The sequence below is a fragment of the Christensenella hongkongensis genome, assembly GCF_000981035.1.
Lineage (GTDB): Bacteria > Bacillota > Clostridia > Christensenellales > Christensenellaceae > Christensenella > Christensenella hongkongensis.
Genome location: NZ_LAYJ01000017.1, coordinates 1 through 19720 on the forward strand (window position 1 = coordinate 1; position 19720 = coordinate 19720).

Here is a 19720-nt window from a genome sequence, read left to right on the forward strand (position 1 = left end):
CCGCCTGCTTTGCAAGCGGCGAATCCGGGTTTTGCGTCACTCCAATGAGCTTTGCCCCCTTCTTTTTGCATACGTCGATCAGCGGCAGCAGCTCCGCCGTTTTGCCTCCCTTGGAGACCACTACCATTGCGTCTCCCTCCTGCACCACTCCCATTCCGCCGTGCATCCCTTCCGCGGGCGAGAGGAACACGCCGTTGCGCTCGATACACGAAAGCGAATGCGCGAACTTCTTCGCTGCAACTCCCGTGCCGCCGCTGCCCGACGTTACGATTTTATCTGCCTTGCTGAGGATATCCACCGCCTGCCCAAACTCCGCCGTTCTTACAATTTCTATCACGCGGTTTACTTCTTTTGTCTCGATCTCCACCGATTTTACCGCGTATTCCTGTGATTCCTGTTTCATTTTTGCACCTCTATTTGCTGTAATAAGAAAACCGCACCTGTGTCTCCCTGCATTCCCCTGCGCCGACCTTTAGCGTGTGTCCAGCTTCCCGCGCGGCCTTGAAATCTCCGGGCAGGCTGGACCACAGCTCCACGGCAAGGGTATATGCCCTGCCAAACCACGGTGCGCTCTGGTGCCCGCCGTACATCCCCCATATCCACAGATAGGGAAAGACTTCTTTATCCCACTCCATACGGACGCCGATATCCTTTACCGGATTAAAAATCCTGTATTCCCCGTCCTCGAGCCCGCTCGCCACGCATTCGAAATAAACCTTGTCGGACATCGCGGCAGCCACGCTTACATCCACCGGTTTCCCGTCCCTGCCGGGCAGCATGGGCCATTTCCCGCTTACCGCTCCGTCAAACGGGCAGTTTTCACCGATTGTTTCCGGCAACACACTCACATCAGGCCTTCCCGCAAGCTCTATCGTAACGCCTTTCTCAATAAACGGGAATCCGAACGCCGGATGGTGCCCCCACATAAATTCAAGTGGCAGTAAGCCGGTATTGGTAACGCTTTGGCTGATCGAGAACCCATAGGAATCGAGTTCCATCGTAAAAACCTTTTCCAGAAAAAACGGCGAGCGTATCATCCTTGCCGTGCAGGCAACGCTGATTTTTTCCGCGCTGTCCTCTATGATCCTGCATTCCCAGGGGTAAATACACGCTTCGCCATGAACTCCAATTTCGGCTCCATAATAATCCGCAGGCGCTCCATAGGTTGGGAAAAGCTCCTGCCACCCTCCCGCGTAGGTATCGATAAAGCTTCCTCCCGCTGCCGCTTTGCTGCTTGGGTAACCCATAGGCCGCAGCTCGTTGAAGGAATGCCACATACAGTCGACGTCCTTTTCCTTATGCAGTATTTCTACAATATCAGCGCCCTTCCCGGACGCGATCACCAGCTTAATCCTGTTGTTTTCGAGCGATATCATTTCAACGCCGTTTTGTGTGTAACGCCGTATCCGGCACCCATAATTGCGCGTACGCGACTCCTGTTCAAACACCTTTTCTCTCCCGTTTCATTCGCCGAGCAGCTTTTTCGCGTTCCCGCCGAATATTTGTCCGGCTGTCTGCGCGCCAAGCCCCAATTTATCGATGGTATCCAGTATGTTGTTCACCTGTTCGTATACGTAAAACGTATATCCCGCCTCTGCCTCCGTGCCCTCGGTATGCGTGTTCCACGCAAAATCCTCTCGTGCAAGGTTTTGGTAGGCGGTTTTGGTCCATGTCCGTTTTCCATGCCACAGGAAAATCGGCTCGTCCGTCCCGAACAGGATACGTTCAGGGGATAACTTTTTCAGCGCAAGCTCGTAAACCGCGGGATTCAGCACCGCTGCCGTATCAAAATACAGCCAATGGATATCCTCGCCCATTTTTTCGATTGCCTGACTGAAATGGTATGGCGTAAAGCAACGTCCGAAATGCGCAATACACAGCTTAAGGTTCGGAAATTCCCTGCGTATCTCTTTGAGCTCTGCGATATTGCGGTCATCCGGCATACGTCCCGCGCGCGGAAGGTGCATCATCACGACCTTGCCTAGTTTCTCTGCCAATGCAAATTGCTCGCGTGGCATAAAATCAAAAATTCCTACCTCCGCGCCCTTTTTGCCGGACACCATGTCCGGATAGGGCTTTACGCCGGAATACCCATTTTCCGTCAGCATTTTTTCCAGATAATCCACTCCGTACTCCGGCTTGATACACAAAAAGCCGGAACGGATAGTCCCCTCTCTGATACACTGTGCGATATATTCGTTTGACGCTTCGATATCCGCCTCCCTGATTGGGAAGGGAAAAGCGTTGATTTTATAATCAATTCCCGGGAACATCGTATCAAAATAGTACCGCGCGTCCTGCGCGCTCATCACATAGCCGCACTGGAACGCCCAGTCGTCCATAATCCGTTCTTTGGGAACATCTTTTACATGCTGCTCGAGGTTTACGTGCGTATGCACGTCATATACCTCCCGCGGCAGGCGCGGAAGAATCTTTTCCTCATAAAACGTTTTGTCTAGCCCGCTCTTTTCAAAGTATGCGTATTTCATGCCGCCCTCCTCTACTGATAAAAGCGTTCGATGCAGCTCCACATTTCCATGTACCTGCTATATTTTCCTTCATAATATGCGGTTTCCTTTGCACAGGCCGGTTCCACACGATCCGTATGCACCATTGCCTGCGCCGCTTTTGCATAATCCGGGCAAATGCCCGCGCCTACCGCGGCGATCATCGCCGCGCCCAACGCGCAGGTATCCGTTTCGCGCATCTGCTCGATCGGCACGCCCGCCACCGCGGCAATGATATGCTTCCATATTCCGCTTTTGGCCGCGCCGCCCATGATCTTCAGGCTGCGCACCGGGCAGCCGTTTTTTTCAAAATCCGCAAGCGCCCGTTTCAGTCCAAACGCTACGCCTTCCATAATCGCCCGTGCAAAATCGAATTTATCGCTCGAAAGGTCAAAACCGGTAAAAGTCCCTTTGGCTGCGGGCTGCCATACCGGGTAATTTGCCCCGGCAAGGTACGGGTAGAAAAACACATCGTTTTCCTGCGCGATGCGCTGCTCCACGCCCCGGTTGAGCTCCTCCCAATCCTCGTTCAGAAACTGGTTTTTGTACCATTGCAGGGACGCGCCCGAGCATGCCAGCGACGCAATCGATCCATACAGGCCCCTTATGGGATGTATGCCCGGCGCAATATACGTATCCGTAAAAAGCGGCTTTTGCGCTATGCCCATCACTACCCATGTGGTTCCGGTGGAAAGAAGCATATCTCCCGCGCTGGTTGCGCCTGCTCCAATCGAAGCGCAGTACTGGTCGTGTCCGCCGTTATAAACGGGCGTGCCCTCAAAAAGCCCCATTTTTTCTGCCGCTTCTTTGCGCAGCCCGCCAAGCAACGCCCCTGTCGGAAGTATTTCCGGCAGCTCATTTCTTTTTATGCCCGCAGCCTGTAGGATCGTATCATCCCAATCGTTGTCCCGTATACTGAAAAGCTGGCGCATCGCGGCGTTGGTCGGATCAACCGCATCCCTGCCGGTGAGAAAATAATTCATATATTCGAGCGTCGTCAGGTACTTCCGGCCCGTCTGCCCTTCTTTTTTCATACGTGGAATTTTTGCCGCGTCAAACGCGGGGCTCAGCTTCCATCCTGTCGTCTTGTAGAAATACTCTTCTCCCGGCGCGTTCCCTAATTGCCGCGCCTCTTCCTGCGCACGTCCGTCCATCCACGTCCACGACATGCCGAGCGGACGGAGCCTGCCATCCACGGCAACCGTACTGCCGCCCTGCGTGGAAAGGGAAATCGCTTCCACCGGCGCGCCGCGCATGGCCTTTACGCATTCCTTCACGGCAAAGACGCTTGCCCGGATCCATTCGTCCGCATCCTGCTCAATCTGCCGCCCTTCTCCAAGAAGCGCATAACCGCTGTATCCCTTTGCAAGAACCGTCCCGTCTTCAGATACCGCGATGGCCTTTGTCCCTGTCGTCCCGACGTCAATTCCAATGACAGGCATGATCTCCCTCCTTGCTTGCCCGGCCTTACCCGGCGTATCCTTTATTCCCCGATAACCTGTACCTGCACCGTCCGTCTGCGTCCGCGCGTCTGATCCATATCCACAAAATAAATGAACCCATAATCGCCCATGTCCATTTCACCGTCGATAAGCACAATAGTTTCGCTCCTGCCCAAAAACACCGAGCGCAGGTGCCCGTCGGTATTGAGCGTCTCCGGCTTCGATTCCCCGTGCTCTGCCGCAAATTCGGTGAGCCTGGGGCCCGGGTGCATATACTGCCCCTCCTTACGACAGGTGGGAATTATATTTTCAAATACATCGCACAAATCCTGCTGCAAATATTCAAGTCCCGTATATGCAACGTCAAACGAACATTCCTGCGTCATTACAGAGCAGGTCGTGTGGTGCGAATATACGACGCAAAGACCGTTTTTGATCTGCGAACGCTTCAGAATATCGCGCACCTGTCTTGTTACCTCATGGAATTTTACGCCCTTTTCGTCGGACGCTACCTCAAATGCTTCCCTGAAAACCTTCATTGCTTTCCTCCCTTTTGCCTGTCCTCCCATGCCATACGCACATTGCGAATCATGTCGTCCACCATTTTCAGCGGATCTTTCGCGTTTACGATGCCTGACGCTGAGCCTACGCCCTCTGCGCCTACGTAAATATTGCGATACACCTGCTCTGCCGATGTGATGCCCGCCGCCTGCTCCACAAGGATATCAGGATAAATCCCTTTCACCGCCTCGATGGAAGCCTGCACATACGAAAGGTCGCTCGCCGTACCGGTGCCGATCAGCTCTGTCGGCTCCGGATTGATGATGTCCGGGTGCAGCAGCGCGATCGCTTTTGTCTCCGCAATCGAATCCGCGCACGCGAATGACAAAAGGTCAAGCTCGTTCGCCCGTTCAATCGTTTCGCGCACCTGCGAAAGGGACATCGGCCGTTCGCAGTGGTTCATCACCACGCCCCGCGCGCCCGCGGCGGCAACCGCCTCCGGCATCACCTCCGCCGCGCCCCGTCCCGGGCGCAGCGTGTCCATATACGGCGCAATTACGATCAAATCCGTATTTTCTGCAATCCTGCGAATATCCACATACGGCGCGGTGAACAGCACGTCGATATCATACTTTTTCCCAGCCTCGTCCGCCGCCTTCGCAAGCCGGAACACATCCTCGCCGTAAATATAATTCTTTACGCCCACTTCAAAAAAGGGCGTCCTGATCTTTGCCTTCATTCCTTATTCCCCTGTAATCTGGATGTCCACTACTCTTTTGCGTGCGCGCACCTGATCCCAGTCAATAAAGTAAATGTAACCGAATTCTCCCAAATCCAGCTCGCCGTCGCACACCACAATCGTCTCCGAACGTCCAAAGAAGACAGACCGCAGGTGCGCCTCCGTGTTGAGGCTCGTCCACTCGCCCTCTTCCGTACCAAGGCCCATGGCAAATTCGATGTGCTTGGGGCCGGGGTGCATATACTGTCCCTCATAGCGGCAGGTGGGGATCAGCTTTTCCATGATGTTGCACAGGTCCTGCTGAAGGTATTCATGTCCAAAATAGGTTTTGTCGTGCGAGCATTCCTGCGTCATCACAGAGCAGGTCGTGTGATGCGAATACACCACGCAGGTACCGTTCCTGATGCCCGAAGCCGCAAGCGCCTTTTTCACCTGCTCTGTCACGTCGTGGAAGGTAGGATTCAGGCCGTCCGACTGAACTTCAATTTTTTCGCGATAAGTTTTCATTATGGTTCTCCTTTGATTTTTCTTTTATAGTATGATTGTTTCCAACCCGCAGTATTCCGCAAAATACCCAAGAGCCTCCGGCGTTTCTCCATATACGATCACATTATGGTGCGTTCCGCCGTTTTTGCTGTACTCTTCCAAAAACCGTCCGAGCCCTCCTTCCGGCCGAAACCAGCCGTTTACGGATTCGCCCAGCTTGTTTTCCCCGTCAATTCGTGTCATTTCTCCCTTTTTGACCAAAAGCAGGAACCTCCCGTTTCTGAGAGGCGCAAGGTTCACAAGCACAGCCTCTCCGCCTTTCATGGTGCTGTAAGCCACCGTAGGGTTTTGTGCATCCGTAAATTCAAATTCCTTTTCCGTCAAAAACGGTTTCCCGGATGCGACGTTGTAATTGAATTCGCCCATATGGCTCATAAATACGCTGCCATTCTTCCAGTCCGGGCAAAACATCTCTGAAAAGGTCACGTTGGGGTTTGTACTCAAAAGCGCGCCGACCAGCCCTGCCGTAATCACATCGCCCTCCCCGGCATAACCAATGCCGGCAGCCATTGCCTTACAGCATTCCACAAACGGCATGACCGGTAATCCCGGCCTTGAACCCGCTGTGGCAAGGAAGTTGATCGTAAACGCCGACAGACCTTCGTCGCGCACCCATTTTCTCACGCCCAGGCCTGTTCTTGCCGATCTGTCGTAAACGTCCCTTGCAAGCGTTTTATCTATCTCAAAAACATTTTTATCCTGTTCAAATTCCGCGTTGATTTCTTCCTGCGATACCTGCCCTATGCGCTCCGCGCCCTTTTCCCAGTCGTATCGCACGGCTTCGATCCCCAAACAATCGCGCATCTCCCGGTCCCGTACCTGAAAATCGCCCATTCCTTCAAACGGCTCTCCAATAATACCCACCTTTGCCGTTTGGAATATCTTCGCGGCCTTTGCCATATCCGCGGCTTTTTTGATGCGGTCAATAACGTCCGAATGCTCGATATGCCCGGCAAAAACCGAGTATATCTTATCATTGCGTTTTAAAAGGTTGCACATGTCCTGTACGCCGTGTATGCCGTGGTTGAGCATAATCTGTGCTTCATCCGTCGACTGGTCAAAGCAATAGCTCGGCGTTGTATCCAGTATCAAAATCGGACATTGCGCGTTTTTGAGCGCGCCCTCCGACTCAAGCGACGGCGAATAGGCCAGATGCAGCGTAACGATTGCGTCAACATCTTTCTTTGTAAACGCCTGTATCGCGTCGTTAAATTCCTTTTTCGTCCTGCATACATTACTCGTATGTACGGTGAGCTGCGCGCCTTCAAGCGCTCCGACCACTTTTTTGTGGAATTCGTCAATCTGTGGACGCAGCTGTGGCATCGTACGGTCATATAGCTCCACATAAAGCGGCAGCAGTCCTATTCTGGTATTCCTCATAACGTTTCCTCATTGCGGGCATACGTTGCTGTTATACGTATGCCCGCGCCATCTCATACAAATTTTGTGTTAAGCTGTCGTCTGGTATTCGTATTTTTTCTCAAACTGTTCTACATTGTCCTTCGTAATGATAATCGAGCCGGAGTCAACATTCGGCGGGATGGGGTTGATGCCCGCGCCGAGGTAATCCTCTACGACCTTAAAGTTGCCGTTCACATAATCGTGCAGCCATTTTGTTGCGATATATCCCTCTACATAAGAGTTCTGTGCAAAGGAAGCCGCAATTTCGCCGTTTTTGATCAGCTCAAGCGTCGCAGCGTCCCTGTCTCTGCATACGATCGTCACCTTGCCGCCAAGCCCGGCTTCGCGTACTGCCGTTGCCGCGCCCACGCCGGATACAGCGTCTACGCCAACGATACCCACCGCATCAGGATTCGCCTGCAGAGCCGTACCGATTGCCGTCGGCGCAATCGTGGAATCCGCCTTGTCGTCTACCTCAACCACCTTGATATCCGGATATTCAGCCAGCGCTGCAAGGCAGCCGTCCTGGTTGTCTTCCGCGGACTTCTGCCCGAGTGAAAGCGAGTTTGCAACAATCACAGTCCCTTTTCCACCAACGCGCTCCGCAAGCTCCTTACCCATGTTATAGCCGTTGTTGTACGGCTCGCAGCCGATAAAGGAAAGCCTGTCCGAGGTTACGTCGGAGTTGACGATGATCACCGGCACGCCTGCCGCAATCGCCGCGTCTACCGACGGGCCTGTTTCTTCAAACTGTCCGTGCAGTATGATGCCAGTAACGCCTTTCGCAACCGCCTGGTCAATCGCCTCTGCCGTCTTATCCGGCTGCGCCTCCTGCGGCCCTGCGAAATACCACGTTGCTCCCATTTCTGCACACGCGTCGTTTACGCCGCCTTTAAGCGCATCAAAGAACTCAAGCTGGTTGAGGCTCATGATCACGGCGTATTCCTCGCCCTCACCGCTTGCCGCACCCGCAGCCGTAGCCGTCTGTCCGCTGTCGCCCTCACTGGACGCAGCCGCTCCGCCATTGGCGCAGCCGGTCATAAACAGGGTTGCCATGATGAGGCAGATTGCGATGATGCTCATGGTTTTTTTCAATTTCATAATAGTTCCCTCCCTTAATTTTTTGGTTCCTGGAAAAACGGTTCTTTTTGCGTTTTTCTAAGAAAGTCCTGACACCAGCTTCATGATCGTTTCTTCGCTGGCTTCTCTATTATCGAGTATGCCCGTTATTTTTCCTTCGAACATACATACGATCTTGTCGCACGATGCGATGAGCTCCGACATTTCCGACGACACCAGTATGATCGCCTTGCCGTCCACCGCCATTTTACGGAGCAGAGCATGGATTTCCGCCTTCGCGCCCACGTCCACGCCACGGGTTGGTTCGTCAATCATGATGATGTCCGGGTTCGTGGTCATCCACATGGCGAGCAGTACCTTTTGCTGGTTCCCGCCCGAAAGGTCCATCACGTTTTGATTGGCGTCGCTGATCTTGATGGACATCGCGTCAACATACTTTTCCGTGTTTTCCCTGATGTCCTGATATTGCACCATTCCATGCCTGCTGAACTGTTCTGTGCTCGCCGCCGCGATGTTGCTGTTCACGCTCAGGCCCAGAAACAAGCCCAGTATTTTGCGTTCTTTGGTGATATACGCCATTTTATATTTCTTGGCTTCCATTGGGTTTTTGACCGTGCGCTTTTTGCCTTCGATCTCTACTTCCCCGCTCTCTGCCCGGTAACACCCAAACAGCGTTTCCAATAGCTCCGTCCTGCCCGAGCCCTCCAGCCCTGCGATGCCAAGTATCTCCCCACGCCGCAGCTCAAGGTCGATATCCCGCACCATTTTACCGCGGTTGAGCTTGTCCGTACGCAGCACGACCTCGCCGATCTCGCTCGTCCCGACCTTATAGTCGTATTCCACGTCGCGGCCAACCATGTACCGCACCAGCTCTTCCTTGGTGGTCTGCGGCGTTTTTTCAAAGGTAATTACGTGCTCCCCGTCCTTTAGTACGGTGATCTCGTCTGCAAGGTACAGTATCTCGTCCAGCTTATGCGAAATATAAATTACCGTTACCCCGCGGGATTTGATATCCGCAATGATCTCAAAAAGCTTCTTTGTCTCTGTCTCCGTAAGCGCCGAGGTCGGTTCGTCGAGTATCACGATATCCGCGTTTTTGGAAATAATCCCTGCGATTTCGCACATCTGCTGCGCGCCAAGGCTCAGGTTGCTCATCGTGTCCTTTTCGCTGATGTGTGAAAGGCCTATATTGTCGAGTATTTCCCGCGCTTTTTTGTACATTTCATCGTATTTGATCATGCCGTGCCTTTGTGGAAGCCCGTGTGAGAGCACGTTGCTTGCCACGTCAAGGTGCATGAAGTTACTCAGTTCCTGGTACACGATGCCAATGCCAAGCTCTGTCGCTACGATTGGGTTTGCGATGTTCGCCTTTTTACCATCCACGAATATCTCCCCGGAATCCGCGCATTGCGCGCCGGAAAGTATCTTCATCAGCGTGGATTTTCCTGCGCCGTTCTCGCCGATGATTGCGTGTACGCTTCCTTTTTTGATCGCAAAGCTCACGCCCTTCAGGGCCTGCACGCCCGCAAATCCTTTTTTTACATCTACAAGTTCGATTGCATTTGCCATAGTTTTCACCGCCCGCCGTTATGCGCGCGCTTTTGCGCGCCGCCTCTTATTGATCTGGTCGATTCCTACCGACAGTACCAGGATCGCGCCGATGATGACCTCCGAATAGTTTGGATTAATCCCTGTCAGTACCAGCGCGTTGCTTATAATCTGCATCAGCAGGACGCCCATTCCAATGCCAATCATCGATCCTTCGCCGCCGTCCATCGAAAGCCCGCCCACAAGAAGCGCTACTACAATGCGGAACTCAAGGCCCGAGCCGATCGTCTGGCTGGCTGTACCCAGCCTTGAAACGAGTACCATTCCGGCAAACGCCGCAAGGATGCCTGTAATCATATAGGAGATATAAGTGAATTTCGTAATGTTGATGCCCGCCAGCCGCGCGGAATCCTTGTTGCTTCCTATAAAGTAAGCGTTATGGAAGAAGTTGACCTTCTTCAGCACGAATATCCCTACGACGAACACCGCGAGCATATAGATAATGCTGATTGGTATACTCACGCCAAAAAGGTTAAGCTCCGTGCGCCCAAGCGTGAAAAAGTCCGTTGGAAAGTTTGCAATGGCATTTGCAGCGATTACCTTCTGCAGCCCTTTATAGGCCATCCATGTGCCCAGCGTCGCCACAAGCGGCGTAACGTGGAGATGGCAGATCATGACCGCATTGATAATGCCAAGCACCGCGCCAATGAGGAGCGCCGCAACGATACCGACCAACGCATTTCCCGTCGCGTTTATGATCATACCGCCAAGCACGCTTGCAAGGCCCATCGTGGAGCCGACAGAAAAGTCGATATTCCCCGCAATGAGAGATATTCCCATCGGTACGGCGATAATAAGATCCGACGACATACCCAGAAGCAGCACCCTGACGTTAGCCGGGTTGGCAAAATCCCTTGTTGTAACAGAGAGCAATACGATGATCACCAGCAACAGGATAGCCAGTGTAAATTCCCTTGCCTCCATACATTTTTTAAATCCACTTTTTTTAATTTGTAATGTGTTTTCTGCTCCTTGCCTGCTCATGATTCCTTTTTTATATGGCATACTGATCCCCTGTGCCATATTCCCCTTTCTTATAATTTAGGCAGCCTGAGTCTGTACTGCCTGCAGAAACTTATTTTGCACTCGAGTGCATTTTTTGGTAATTTTTAATCAGCGTTGTTTTCAGGTTATCCAATTATAAACGTATCCCTGTCAGACTAAAGCATTCGCTTGTGAGAATTGATAAATCTGTGTAAATGATCTTCTTTTCCGGTTGCTCGTTGTTATAAACATATTTGAACATCGTTTCCAGTGCCACATAAGAAAACAGCTTTGGTTTCTGGTCGATGATCACGTCGACATATTCCTGGCGCATAAGCTCTATGGCCTCATACGATAAATCAAAGCCCACGAGTTTGATATCCTGTCTTCCCGCCTTGCGTATCAGCTCCCCCACCAGGTAGGTGTTCGCATCTGTACAGAATATCCCGTTAAGGTCCGGGTTCCCTTCCAGAAGCTGGCTTACCATCTCGCTGTATACGTCGGAATCGTCCGGTATCGTAAGCTCAGATATATTGATCTTCGGGCAGTGCTCCTGCAGGTAATCGGTAAAGCCATGCTTACGGTAAATCGTCTGCATATGCTCGATTGTCTGCATCACCACGCATACATTGCCCTTTTTTCCAATATAATTTGCAAGCAGCTGCCCCCCAATGCGGCCCGCCCTGTAAGCGTCCGGGCCAACATAGCAGATGCGCTCGCTCGCCGGAGCGTCTGCTCCAAAGGTGATCACCGGCTTACCGTGGCTGGTCAGCTCGCGTATCATATCATTAAGCTTTGTAGTGCTGGTTGGCTGCATAATAACGCCGTCGATGTCCTCCCTTTCGCACAGCCCTGCAAGAACGCTGCACTGGTGCCGCCATCCCTTTTCGAGTATTTCAAAAAATTCAATGGAAAGCCCAAAATCCTGGTATTCTTCCGCAAAGTTGCGGAAACCTTCCTGTACCTCCGGAAAATAAGCCTTGGATACCTTGGAATAAACGATTGCGATTTTTACGCTCTTCTGCCGTACCAGCGCGCTTGCCAGCCGGTTTTTTTTATAATTGAGTTCCCTTGCCGCAGCCAGCACAGCCTCGCGGGTTTTATCCCTGACGCTGTCGTCGCCGTTCATAACCTTTTTTACAGTTCTCAACGCATAGCCCGAACGCATTGCAACGTCCTTAAGCGTGGCGGCTGGTTTTCTTATCTCTTCCATAGGTATATCCCAAATCCAATTATTTAATTTGCACTCGTGGGTAACTTTGTATCTAACTTATCATTTCATACGCTTTATGTCAATAGGTTTTTGTGAAAAATATTTATTTTCCACAAAAAAAGCCGCACCACATCGGCACGGCCTCCCTTACTTTCATCAGCCATGGCTTATGCCGTGGCTGCCGCCTTTTTTGTTTCGATCAGGTAATTGGTGATCATAATCACGATCAGTACGCTTCCCCAGATAAGGCTTTTGACAAACGGCGCAAAATTGAGCAGCGTAAACCCGCTTTGTAAAATCTGCAAGACGAGGATAGCGATCACAACGCCTATCACCTTTCCCTTACCGCCGTCCGGGCTGACGCCGCCAAGCGCGCACACAAGGATCGCCTGCAGCTGATACGTGTCTCCGTAACCCACCCGGGCTGAATTTACCCGCGACATCATGATGATGGACGCGATACCGCACAGCAGGCCGGATAGCGTATAAGTAATCACGACCAGCCTTTCGTTCCTGATTCCTGAAAAAAGCGATACTGTACTGTTTTCTCCATACAGGTAAAGGCTTCTGCCCAGCTTCGTACGCCTCAGCATCAACGCTATGAGCACCGCCGCCGCAAGAAACAGGATAAAGATGACAGGGATATCGAATACCTTTGCGCTTCCAAATTTTATGAATTCCTTTGGAAAGCCTGTAATCCCCGCGCCATCCGTAATTGCCATTGCGATTCCCGTATACAGGATCATTGTGGAAAGCGTTGCAAGGATCGGAAGAACCGAGCACTTTGCAATCAATATGCCGTTAAATAGCCCGCACAGCAGGGAAACGCCAAGGGCGGCCAATACAGCCATACCGATCGCGTAACCCGCGTCTCCCCCGTTTTCCGTAATCCCTGTCATTATTATTGCCGCAAGCACGCTCGACATAGTCGCTACAGAGACGACTGAAAGGTCGATCCCTCCCGTAAGCATGCAAATCATCATGGCAAGGGCGATGAATCCGAATTCCGGTATCTGGTACGCCATAGACTGAAAGTTCATCGGCGATAAAAATTTATTGCCAAGGATTGCTGACAGCACAATGGTAATCCCGGCGATTGCAACGATCAGGATGGTAAGGTTGATATCCTTTGCCACAAAACCTTTTAACGATTTTTTACCAGTCATTTCTTCCCCTCCTCATTCATCAAAAAGCAGCAGCTTCTTGCGTGTGCGGCGCGTGTGCAGCGATGTAACGATAATACACCCAAGCAGTACGATTCCGGTAAACAGCTGATTCCACGAGGTCGTAAGCCCCAGGAAAATCAGCGTCGTATTGAAAAGCCGTATCAGCAGTACTCCCAGAACCGCTCCAAATACCGAGCCTTCGCCGCCGGAAAGCTTCGCGCCTCCAATTACGACAGCCGCAATCGTAAGCAGCTCCGTTCCTCCCACAAGGTTGTTTGTCAGCGGAGACGCCCACGCTACCTCTGAAACATAGATCACGCCTGCCACCGCGGCAAATACGCCGACCAGTATATAAATAAACAGATGTGTTTTCAGCAGGCTGTAGCCTGCACGCTTTGCAGCTTCCTGCGAGTTTCCCACCGCGACAATACTCCTGCCTATCGTTGTCCGCTGCAGGATAAACCATGTAAGGAAAACAATGATCACAACCGGAATGATAAAAACGGAAAGCCCGTATTGCTGCCCGTTCTCCAGCTGCGCCGTCACGAGCTGCGCTTTGCCAAACGCCACAAAGCAGGAGGGCATTTGCGGGGTATTGATCACCTCCGTGCCAAGCATGACCGCCATCAATCCAATAAACATGCTCTGCGTGCCAAGCGTCGTAATAAAGGTCGGCAACCGGAAAAAGTGGATTACTACGGCGTTAAACAAGCCGAGAAGCGCGCCCACGCCGATTGCGACCAAAAATGCCACCACGATATGATCCGCACCCGTGCTGCGTATCATCATGATTGAAGCATACGCAGAGAAAACAGCGACAATCGCAAACGACACGTCGATTCCCCCTGAAATCAGCACGATCAGCACGCCCATGGCGAGTATCATCATCACAGCGGAGGAACGCACGATGTCAAACGCATTCTGCACGGTTGCAAACGCAGGATTGGTACACGCAACGACAACGCAATAACAAATAATAATAACCAGAATATAAAACTGTGTTTTACCGAACCAGGATTTGACAGTATTCATCTATAACGCCTCCCCATTTCACGCATTTTTCCCCTCCGACATATAACCCCTGATTGTTTCCGAAGCTTCTTTTGATTCAAGGTCGCTGCTGGACAGTTCCCCTGCAATTTTTCCTTCACGCAGCACAAGCAGCCTGTTGCAGTTTGCAAGCAGCTCCGGAATTTCATCTGAAATGAGAATCAGCGCAAGCCCCTGTTTTGCAAGCAGCTGGATATATTCATAAATTTCAGATTTAGAGCCGATATCCACGCCAACCGTTGGCGAGTCGAGGATCAGCACCTGCGGCTGCGTCTCGATCCATTTGCCAAGCACCACCTTTTGCTGGTTTCCGCCTGAAAGCTCTCCCACGTTTGCATGGATGCCGCTTGCCTTTACATTGAGCCTTGTAAGCGCGTCCTGCGCGATCTTTTCCTGTTTTTCCCGCTGCAATATCCCCATCCTGCCTGAAATCTTTTTCAGGACGGCGGCGCAGATATTATCACTGATGCTTTTCTCAAGATATGCGCCCTGCGTCTGCCGATCCTCAGGCAGCATGGAAACACCTGCTTCCACGGCCTGCGTGGGCGAAGCCGGCCTGTACTCTTTTCCGTTCAGCAGCATCGTTCCGCTGTCCTGCGGGTTCAGCCCAAAGAGCGTGAGCGCAAGCTCTGTCCTGCCCGAGCCCAAAAGCCCGGTAATGCCTACAATATCGCCTTTTCTGACTGTAAGGCTTATCTTTTCGTAGTTGGGTTTGCGTGTGAGTTCTTTTATCTCGAGCACCGGCCCGTCGTCCTTTGTACTCCTTTGATAACGCGAATACTCGATGTTCCTTCCCGTCATATAATAACTGAGCTTCTTTTCGTTAAGCTCCCGCCCGGAAAAGTCGCCCACCTTGTTTCCATCCCTGAAAATCGTTACGTTATCAGCCACCTCCATAACCTCGTCCAGCTTATGGCTGATAAACACAACCGACATCCCGTTTTTCTTTAAATCCATTACAATGGAAAGCAGCTTATCCACCTCTTTTTTGGTCAGCGCCGTTGTCGGCTCATCCATAAAAAGAATTTTTGCGTCAAGGCTCAGCGCCCTGCAAATTGCGACAAGCTGCATATTGGATATAGATAATTTTTCCACAGAGGATTTCAGGTCCATCGATACATTGATACGGGCAAGCTGCTCCTCTGCGATTTGATAGATATCGTTCCAACTCACCAGCCTCCTGTTTTGGCTGATCAGTTTATTGGTTGCAATATTTTCCGCAACGTTCATGTGTGCAAATAATGAAAGATCCTGGTAGATCACCTGCACTCCTTCGCGGATCGATCCCCTGACAGACATTTTTGAGTATTTGTTTCCATTGAGTATGATTTCTCCGCTGTCCGGCGCATGTACGCCTGAAATCACCTTGACAAGAGTGGATTTCCCGGAGCCGTTTTCCCCGACAAGGCAATGGATTTCCGCTGGCGAAACCGAAAGGCTTACATCCCGCAGCGCATGCACGCCGCCAAAGGATTTGCAAATATGGTTCGCAGCCAGAATTTCTGAGCTCATTTCTGATACCTCCCAAAGCATAAGATGTGTATTGTGTGGGATAAGGCCGGGGTATCCCATTCCCGGCCCCTCACCACTAAGACAAGTTAGAAGGAATACTGGTCAATGTTATCTGCCGTAAATACCAGCGGCGCATTTCCATACAGGATCCCGCCCTCGATTTTACAGTCCTCGTAGCCATCCTTTTCAAGATCGATACCGTCTTTGATTTCCTCACCGTTAAGCATTTTGTAGGCGATGTTGAGCGCTACATACCCTGCGTCCGCAGGCCTCCAGCACTGGCCGGACGTAATCCAGCCGTCTTTGATATAGTCCCCGCTTGCCGACGGCATCGCCAGACAGGAAATCTTCACATTTGTATTGTTGGTTTCTTCGAGCAGCTTCGCCATCGATATCCCGGCCTCCACCGTCATGCCAAGATATCCCCCGAGATCCGGATGCGCTTTTAAAAGCTCCTGCGCCACGTTATACGCCACCGTCGCGTCCACCTGGTCCTCGTAAGGCTGTTCGGAAACGAGCTCCATATCCGGATAGTTTTCTTTGATGTATTCCACCGCTGCATTGTACCACTGGTTGTGTGTTTGCATGGTAAGCGCGCCAACCGTACCGGCGTATTTACCCTTTCCGCCCATTGCTTTTGCAAGGTTTTCCCCATAGAGCGCGCCAAAGTCGTCGTTGTTAAAGGCTTCCATATCCCAGTCGACCACGCCGTCCAGCGCCTGCGCCTCGTGGGAGATCACGATAATGCCGTTCTCCTTTGCTTTTTCAATCGCCGGTATCAGCGACTCCGGATCATTTGGCACGACGCAGATCGCGTCCACGCCACGCGCAATGCAGTCTTCCATCATCGCAGCCTGCTTTGCAGGATCACCGCCCTCCGGCGCAATCTGTGAAACCGTTACATTCGGATGGTCCTTTCCAAACTCCTCTACGCCCTTCCTCATGTCGTCAAACCAGGCAATCCCCTCCGTCTTGGCAATCAGTACGATTTCGAATTGCTCGTCCCCGCCGCCCGAAGCCGCCTGCGAAGCGGTTTCCTGTGCGCCCGCATCTGAAGACGCGTCCGTTCCGGCAGTTTCCTGGGTTGCCGTTGTGCCGCTGCCTGCGCAGCCAGTGAGTACCATTGCGACCACGATCATAACCGCGATCAGAGTTACCGTTATTTTTTTCATTTGTCCTCTCCTTTTATCATTGGTTTTTTCACGTTTCCTGGAGTTTTAATTTTAAGGAAACAGTAGAAATTATATGTGCCGTCCCAAGTGCAGATAAAGCCCATTACGGGATATTCGGGCGTAACTCGTTGCCTCTGTTCGTTCTGCGCCCGGAAGCAGCGCCGCGTGCCATATATGGGTTCCAGGCTTTGTACGCCGCGTCCCCAAAGGCAATGCTTGTAACAGGCTTTGTAGTAACGTGCGCAATATCACATAAAATCGTTACCTGCTAGTGAATTGAGCTTCCCCCGCCAACCGCGAGCGAGCAACCCGTGATGTAATCCGCATATTTGGAAAGCAGCAGTACGACGCCGTTACCGATGTCCTCTGGCCTGCCACCGCGCCCAAGCGGTATTTTGGCGACGGCAGCATCCCATTCCTCGCCCTTTTTCTTCCCGGATATCTGTCCCAGCATCTCATCCGTCTGCACCCAGATATCAGTTTCTATGATGCCCGGGCACACACAGTTGACCGTGATATTTTCCCGTCCAAGTTCCTTTGCGAGCGACTGCGTAAGTCCCCTCACGCCAAATTTTGCCGCGGAATAAGAGCTCAGGTATTCCCAGCCCTCAAGCGCACAGTCTGAGCCGGTGTTGACAATCTTCCCGCCGCCGTTCTTTTTGAGATAGGGATATACCGCACGGTCTGCAAGGAATACGCCCCGCAGGTTAATGCCGATCATCCTGTCCCAGCGCTCGGGCGTCATCTCTTCAAAATGGCACATATCCGTTATCCCTGCATTCGCGGCGAGCGCGTCGATCCTGCCGTATTTGTCATACGCCTGTTTCATCAGGTTCTCTACCTCGTCTGCTTTCGTCACATCGCACTTCACGTACAGCAGGTCCGGATATCCCAGTTTTGAAAATTCCCCGGGCAGGACGTCGTTTAACAGCTCGTCTTCAAACCCGCTGATCACAGGGATTCCGCCCTCTTCCGCCACTTTTAGCGCAATCCCCTTGCCGATCCCTTTTGTGGAGCCGGTCACCACTACTACTTTGTTTTCCAGTAACATTTTTTCCTCCTGTTCTCCATGCCGCTCCTGCCGCTATGTATGGGCAGGGCGCATGATTTGAAATGATAAATACAGATGTAAAAAGTTTACCTTTCCGGGCGAACAAAAAGGCATAAAAAAACGCCAGAATTGGCGTTCATTCCACAAAAAACAAGCTGAACGAAAAGGTAAACTTTTTCATTCGCAGAAAATTCCCGGCAAGCAAACCGGCAACACACACATATTCACTTTTAACGAATCGAAACAGAAAAGGTTGTTTTGTTCTTCCCTCTCAAAATAAAGCATAACAGGAGTAAAGTCAACCGCTTTTGCACAAAAATTCAAATACCGAAATTTATTTCCAGTGACCGTTTTGTTTTTTTGATTATCGTGAAATTTATTTCACAGCACTATCGCCCGGAGCAAATCTTTTTCATCTTCGAATGCCAAAATATCATTCTTCTCTTTTTACACAGCAAAGGGCAGGCCGTATTTTACCTGCTTCGGCCTGCCCTGCATTGCATTGATTAAGCCAGCTCAGTGCACCTCGTATCCACCCGTAATGTTGATTGCCTGTCCTGTCATGAAGGAGGATTCCTCCGAGGCTAAAAACACAGCCAAGCGGCCTGTTTCAGTCACTTTGCCCCGCCTTCCAAGCGGAATTTTATCAAGAAGCTCCTGCTCGAAAGCTTTGGGATCCTTCCCCTCCACAGCCGCACGCGTCCGAAGAGAATTTTCGATCATCGGCGTATCGATGGTCGCCGGACACATTGCGTTCACACGTATTCCATATTGCGCAAATTCCTTGGAGCAGCAATCCGTGAAGAGCTTTACCGCTCCCTTGGAGGCGCAGTACGCGCTGTTGTCCTTTTCACCTGTTTTGGAACAGCACGAGCCAAGGTTGATAATCACGCCGCCCCCCTGCTTCCGCATGATCTCCACCGCGCCTTTTGTCGCCAGGAAAATACTGCGTACATTGATGTCCATCGTTTTATCCCATATATCCACCGGCATTTCCAAAATAGGCATCGGGATATCGATTCCCGCGGCGTTTACCAGTATATCGAGCCTGCCAAACGCTTCGACTGTCCTTTCCAGCATTGTTTCAATGTCTTCATCCTTTGAAACATCCGCTTTTACGGCAAGCGTCTTTACGTCAAAATCGCGCTTCAGCTCCCCGCAGGCATCCTTTGCGTTGTCTTCATTGAGGTCTGCAACCACTACGTTCGCGCCCTCACGCGCAAATTCTACGGCAATGCCCCGTCCGATGCCCTGTCCGCCGCCGGTCACGAGCGCTATTTTACCTTTCAATAAATCCATTTCGCTCTCTCCTTTTCATGCCGCGCTCAATACTTCCAGCAGGCGACAGGCTCCTCGCACGGGAACTTCGTGATCACACGGCATCCATCCTTTGTCACCACGATCTGCTCCTCGAGGCGCGCTGCTTCCCCGTCTTCTCCATAATATGTCTCCACTGCAAAGTGCATGTTCTCCTCGATTACCTCCGGATATTCCATCGAGCACTGGTGCCCGATCACCGGCTTTGACCAGTGCGCAATCCCTACTCCGTGCCCCAGCTCCAGCGCCATCGTCTCGTACTCGTCCTTTGCTCCAAGCTCCCTGTACGTCGGCCACAGCTTACAAATCTCGTCCGTCGTCACTCCCGGTTTGATCGCACGGATCGCATCGTACATCCAGTCGTATGTCTTCTTGTATATCCTCTTCTGCTTCTCCGTCGGATAACCGCAGCAGAACGTCCGGTAATAGCA

General features: G+C 51.7%; 19 protein-coding genes. All 19 read right to left on the minus strand.

The annotated features are described in order from the left end of the window. Positions 1-403: SIS domain-containing protein (locus CHK_RS16270; RefSeq protein ID WP_046441932.1), on the minus strand; the 403-nt coding region annotated here is incomplete at its 3' end. A 10-nt stretch (positions 404-413) separates the two neighbouring features. Beyond that, a complete protein-coding gene (locus tag CHK_RS00410) occupies positions 414-1448 on the minus strand; it encodes a DUF4432 family protein (RefSeq protein WP_046441903.1) in 1035 nt (344 codons plus the stop codon). Positions 1449-1463: 15 nt separating this feature from the next. Continuing rightward, the gene (locus tag CHK_RS00415; protein ID WP_046441905.1) at positions 1464-2489 is read right to left on the minus strand and encodes an amidohydrolase family protein; all 1026 of its coding nucleotides are present in this window, start codon (positions 2487-2489) and stop codon (positions 1464-1466) included. 11 nt (positions 2490-2500) lie between these two features. Next, positions 2501-3949: a xylulokinase gene (locus CHK_RS00420; protein WP_046441907.1), complete on the minus strand. Its 1449-nt coding sequence runs from the start codon at positions 3947-3949 to the stop codon at positions 2501-2503. Between the two features lie 41 nt (positions 3950-3990). Next, positions 3991-4488, minus strand: coding sequence for a secondary thiamine-phosphate synthase enzyme YjbQ (locus CHK_RS00425; protein WP_046441909.1), 498 nt, complete (start codon positions 4486-4488; stop codon positions 3991-3993). After that, positions 4485-5189, minus strand: coding sequence for a triose-phosphate isomerase (locus CHK_RS00430; RefSeq protein WP_046441910.1), 705 nt, complete (start codon positions 5187-5189; stop codon positions 4485-4487). Before CHK_RS00430 ends, CHK_RS00425 begins: the two co-directional genes overlap by 4 nt. 3 nt (positions 5190-5192) lie before the next feature. Continuing rightward, positions 5193-5696: a secondary thiamine-phosphate synthase enzyme YjbQ gene (locus CHK_RS00435; RefSeq protein WP_046441911.1), complete on the minus strand. Its 504-nt coding sequence runs from the start codon at positions 5694-5696 to the stop codon at positions 5193-5195. 24 nt (positions 5697-5720) lie between these two features. Next, the gene (locus CHK_RS00440) at positions 5721-7115 is read right to left on the minus strand and encodes an L-arabinose isomerase family protein (RefSeq protein ID WP_046441913.1); all 1395 of its coding nucleotides are present in this window, start codon (positions 7113-7115) and stop codon (positions 5721-5723) included. 69 nt (positions 7116-7184) lie between these two features. After that, positions 7185-8237: a substrate-binding domain-containing protein gene (locus CHK_RS15405; RefSeq protein WP_052740075.1), complete on the minus strand. Its 1053-nt coding sequence runs from the start codon at positions 8235-8237 to the stop codon at positions 7185-7187. Positions 8238-8294: 57 nt separating this feature from the next. Further along, positions 8295-9785 (minus strand): sugar ABC transporter ATP-binding protein, encoded by a 1491-nt coding sequence (locus CHK_RS00450; RefSeq protein WP_046441915.1) that lies wholly within the window; start codon positions 9783-9785, stop codon positions 8295-8297. 18 nt (positions 9786-9803) lie between these two features. Next, positions 9804-10829, minus strand: coding sequence for an ABC transporter permease (locus CHK_RS00455; RefSeq protein WP_160295556.1), 1026 nt, complete (start codon positions 10827-10829; stop codon positions 9804-9806). 133 nt (positions 10830-10962) lie between these two features. Further along, positions 10963-12021, minus strand: coding sequence for a LacI family DNA-binding transcriptional regulator (locus CHK_RS00460; RefSeq protein WP_046441918.1), 1059 nt, complete (start codon positions 12019-12021; stop codon positions 10963-10965). A gap of 167 nt (positions 12022-12188) precedes the next feature. Further along, on the minus strand, positions 12189-13187 hold the full coding sequence (locus CHK_RS00465; protein ID WP_046441920.1) for an ABC transporter permease: 999 nt from the start codon (positions 13185-13187) through the stop codon (positions 12189-12191). A 12-nt stretch (positions 13188-13199) separates the two neighbouring features. Continuing rightward, complete coding sequence (locus CHK_RS00470) at positions 13200-14219, minus strand: ABC transporter permease (protein ID WP_046441922.1); 1020 nt, start codon at positions 14217-14219, stop codon at positions 13200-13202. Between the two features lie 18 nt (positions 14220-14237). Continuing rightward, complete coding sequence (locus CHK_RS00475; RefSeq protein WP_046441923.1) at positions 14238-15749, minus strand: sugar ABC transporter ATP-binding protein; 1512 nt, start codon at positions 15747-15749, stop codon at positions 14238-14240. Positions 15750-15835: 86 nt separating this feature from the next. Then, a complete protein-coding gene (locus tag CHK_RS00480; protein ID WP_046441924.1) occupies positions 15836-16921 on the minus strand; it encodes an autoinducer 2 ABC transporter substrate-binding protein in 1086 nt (361 codons plus the stop codon). A gap of 268 nt (positions 16922-17189) precedes the next feature. After that, positions 17190-17972: an SDR family NAD(P)-dependent oxidoreductase gene (locus CHK_RS00485; RefSeq protein ID WP_046441926.1), complete on the minus strand. Its 783-nt coding sequence runs from the start codon at positions 17970-17972 to the stop codon at positions 17190-17192. Positions 17973-18488: 516 nt separating this feature from the next. Next, on the minus strand, positions 18489-19271 hold the full coding sequence (locus CHK_RS00490) for an SDR family NAD(P)-dependent oxidoreductase (protein WP_046441927.1): 783 nt from the start codon (positions 19269-19271) through the stop codon (positions 18489-18491). A 26-nt stretch (positions 19272-19297) separates the two neighbouring features. Then, positions 19298-19720, minus strand: a 423-nt coding sequence (locus tag CHK_RS00495) for a M24 family metallopeptidase (protein WP_152651635.1), incomplete at its 5' end; no start/stop codon positions are given.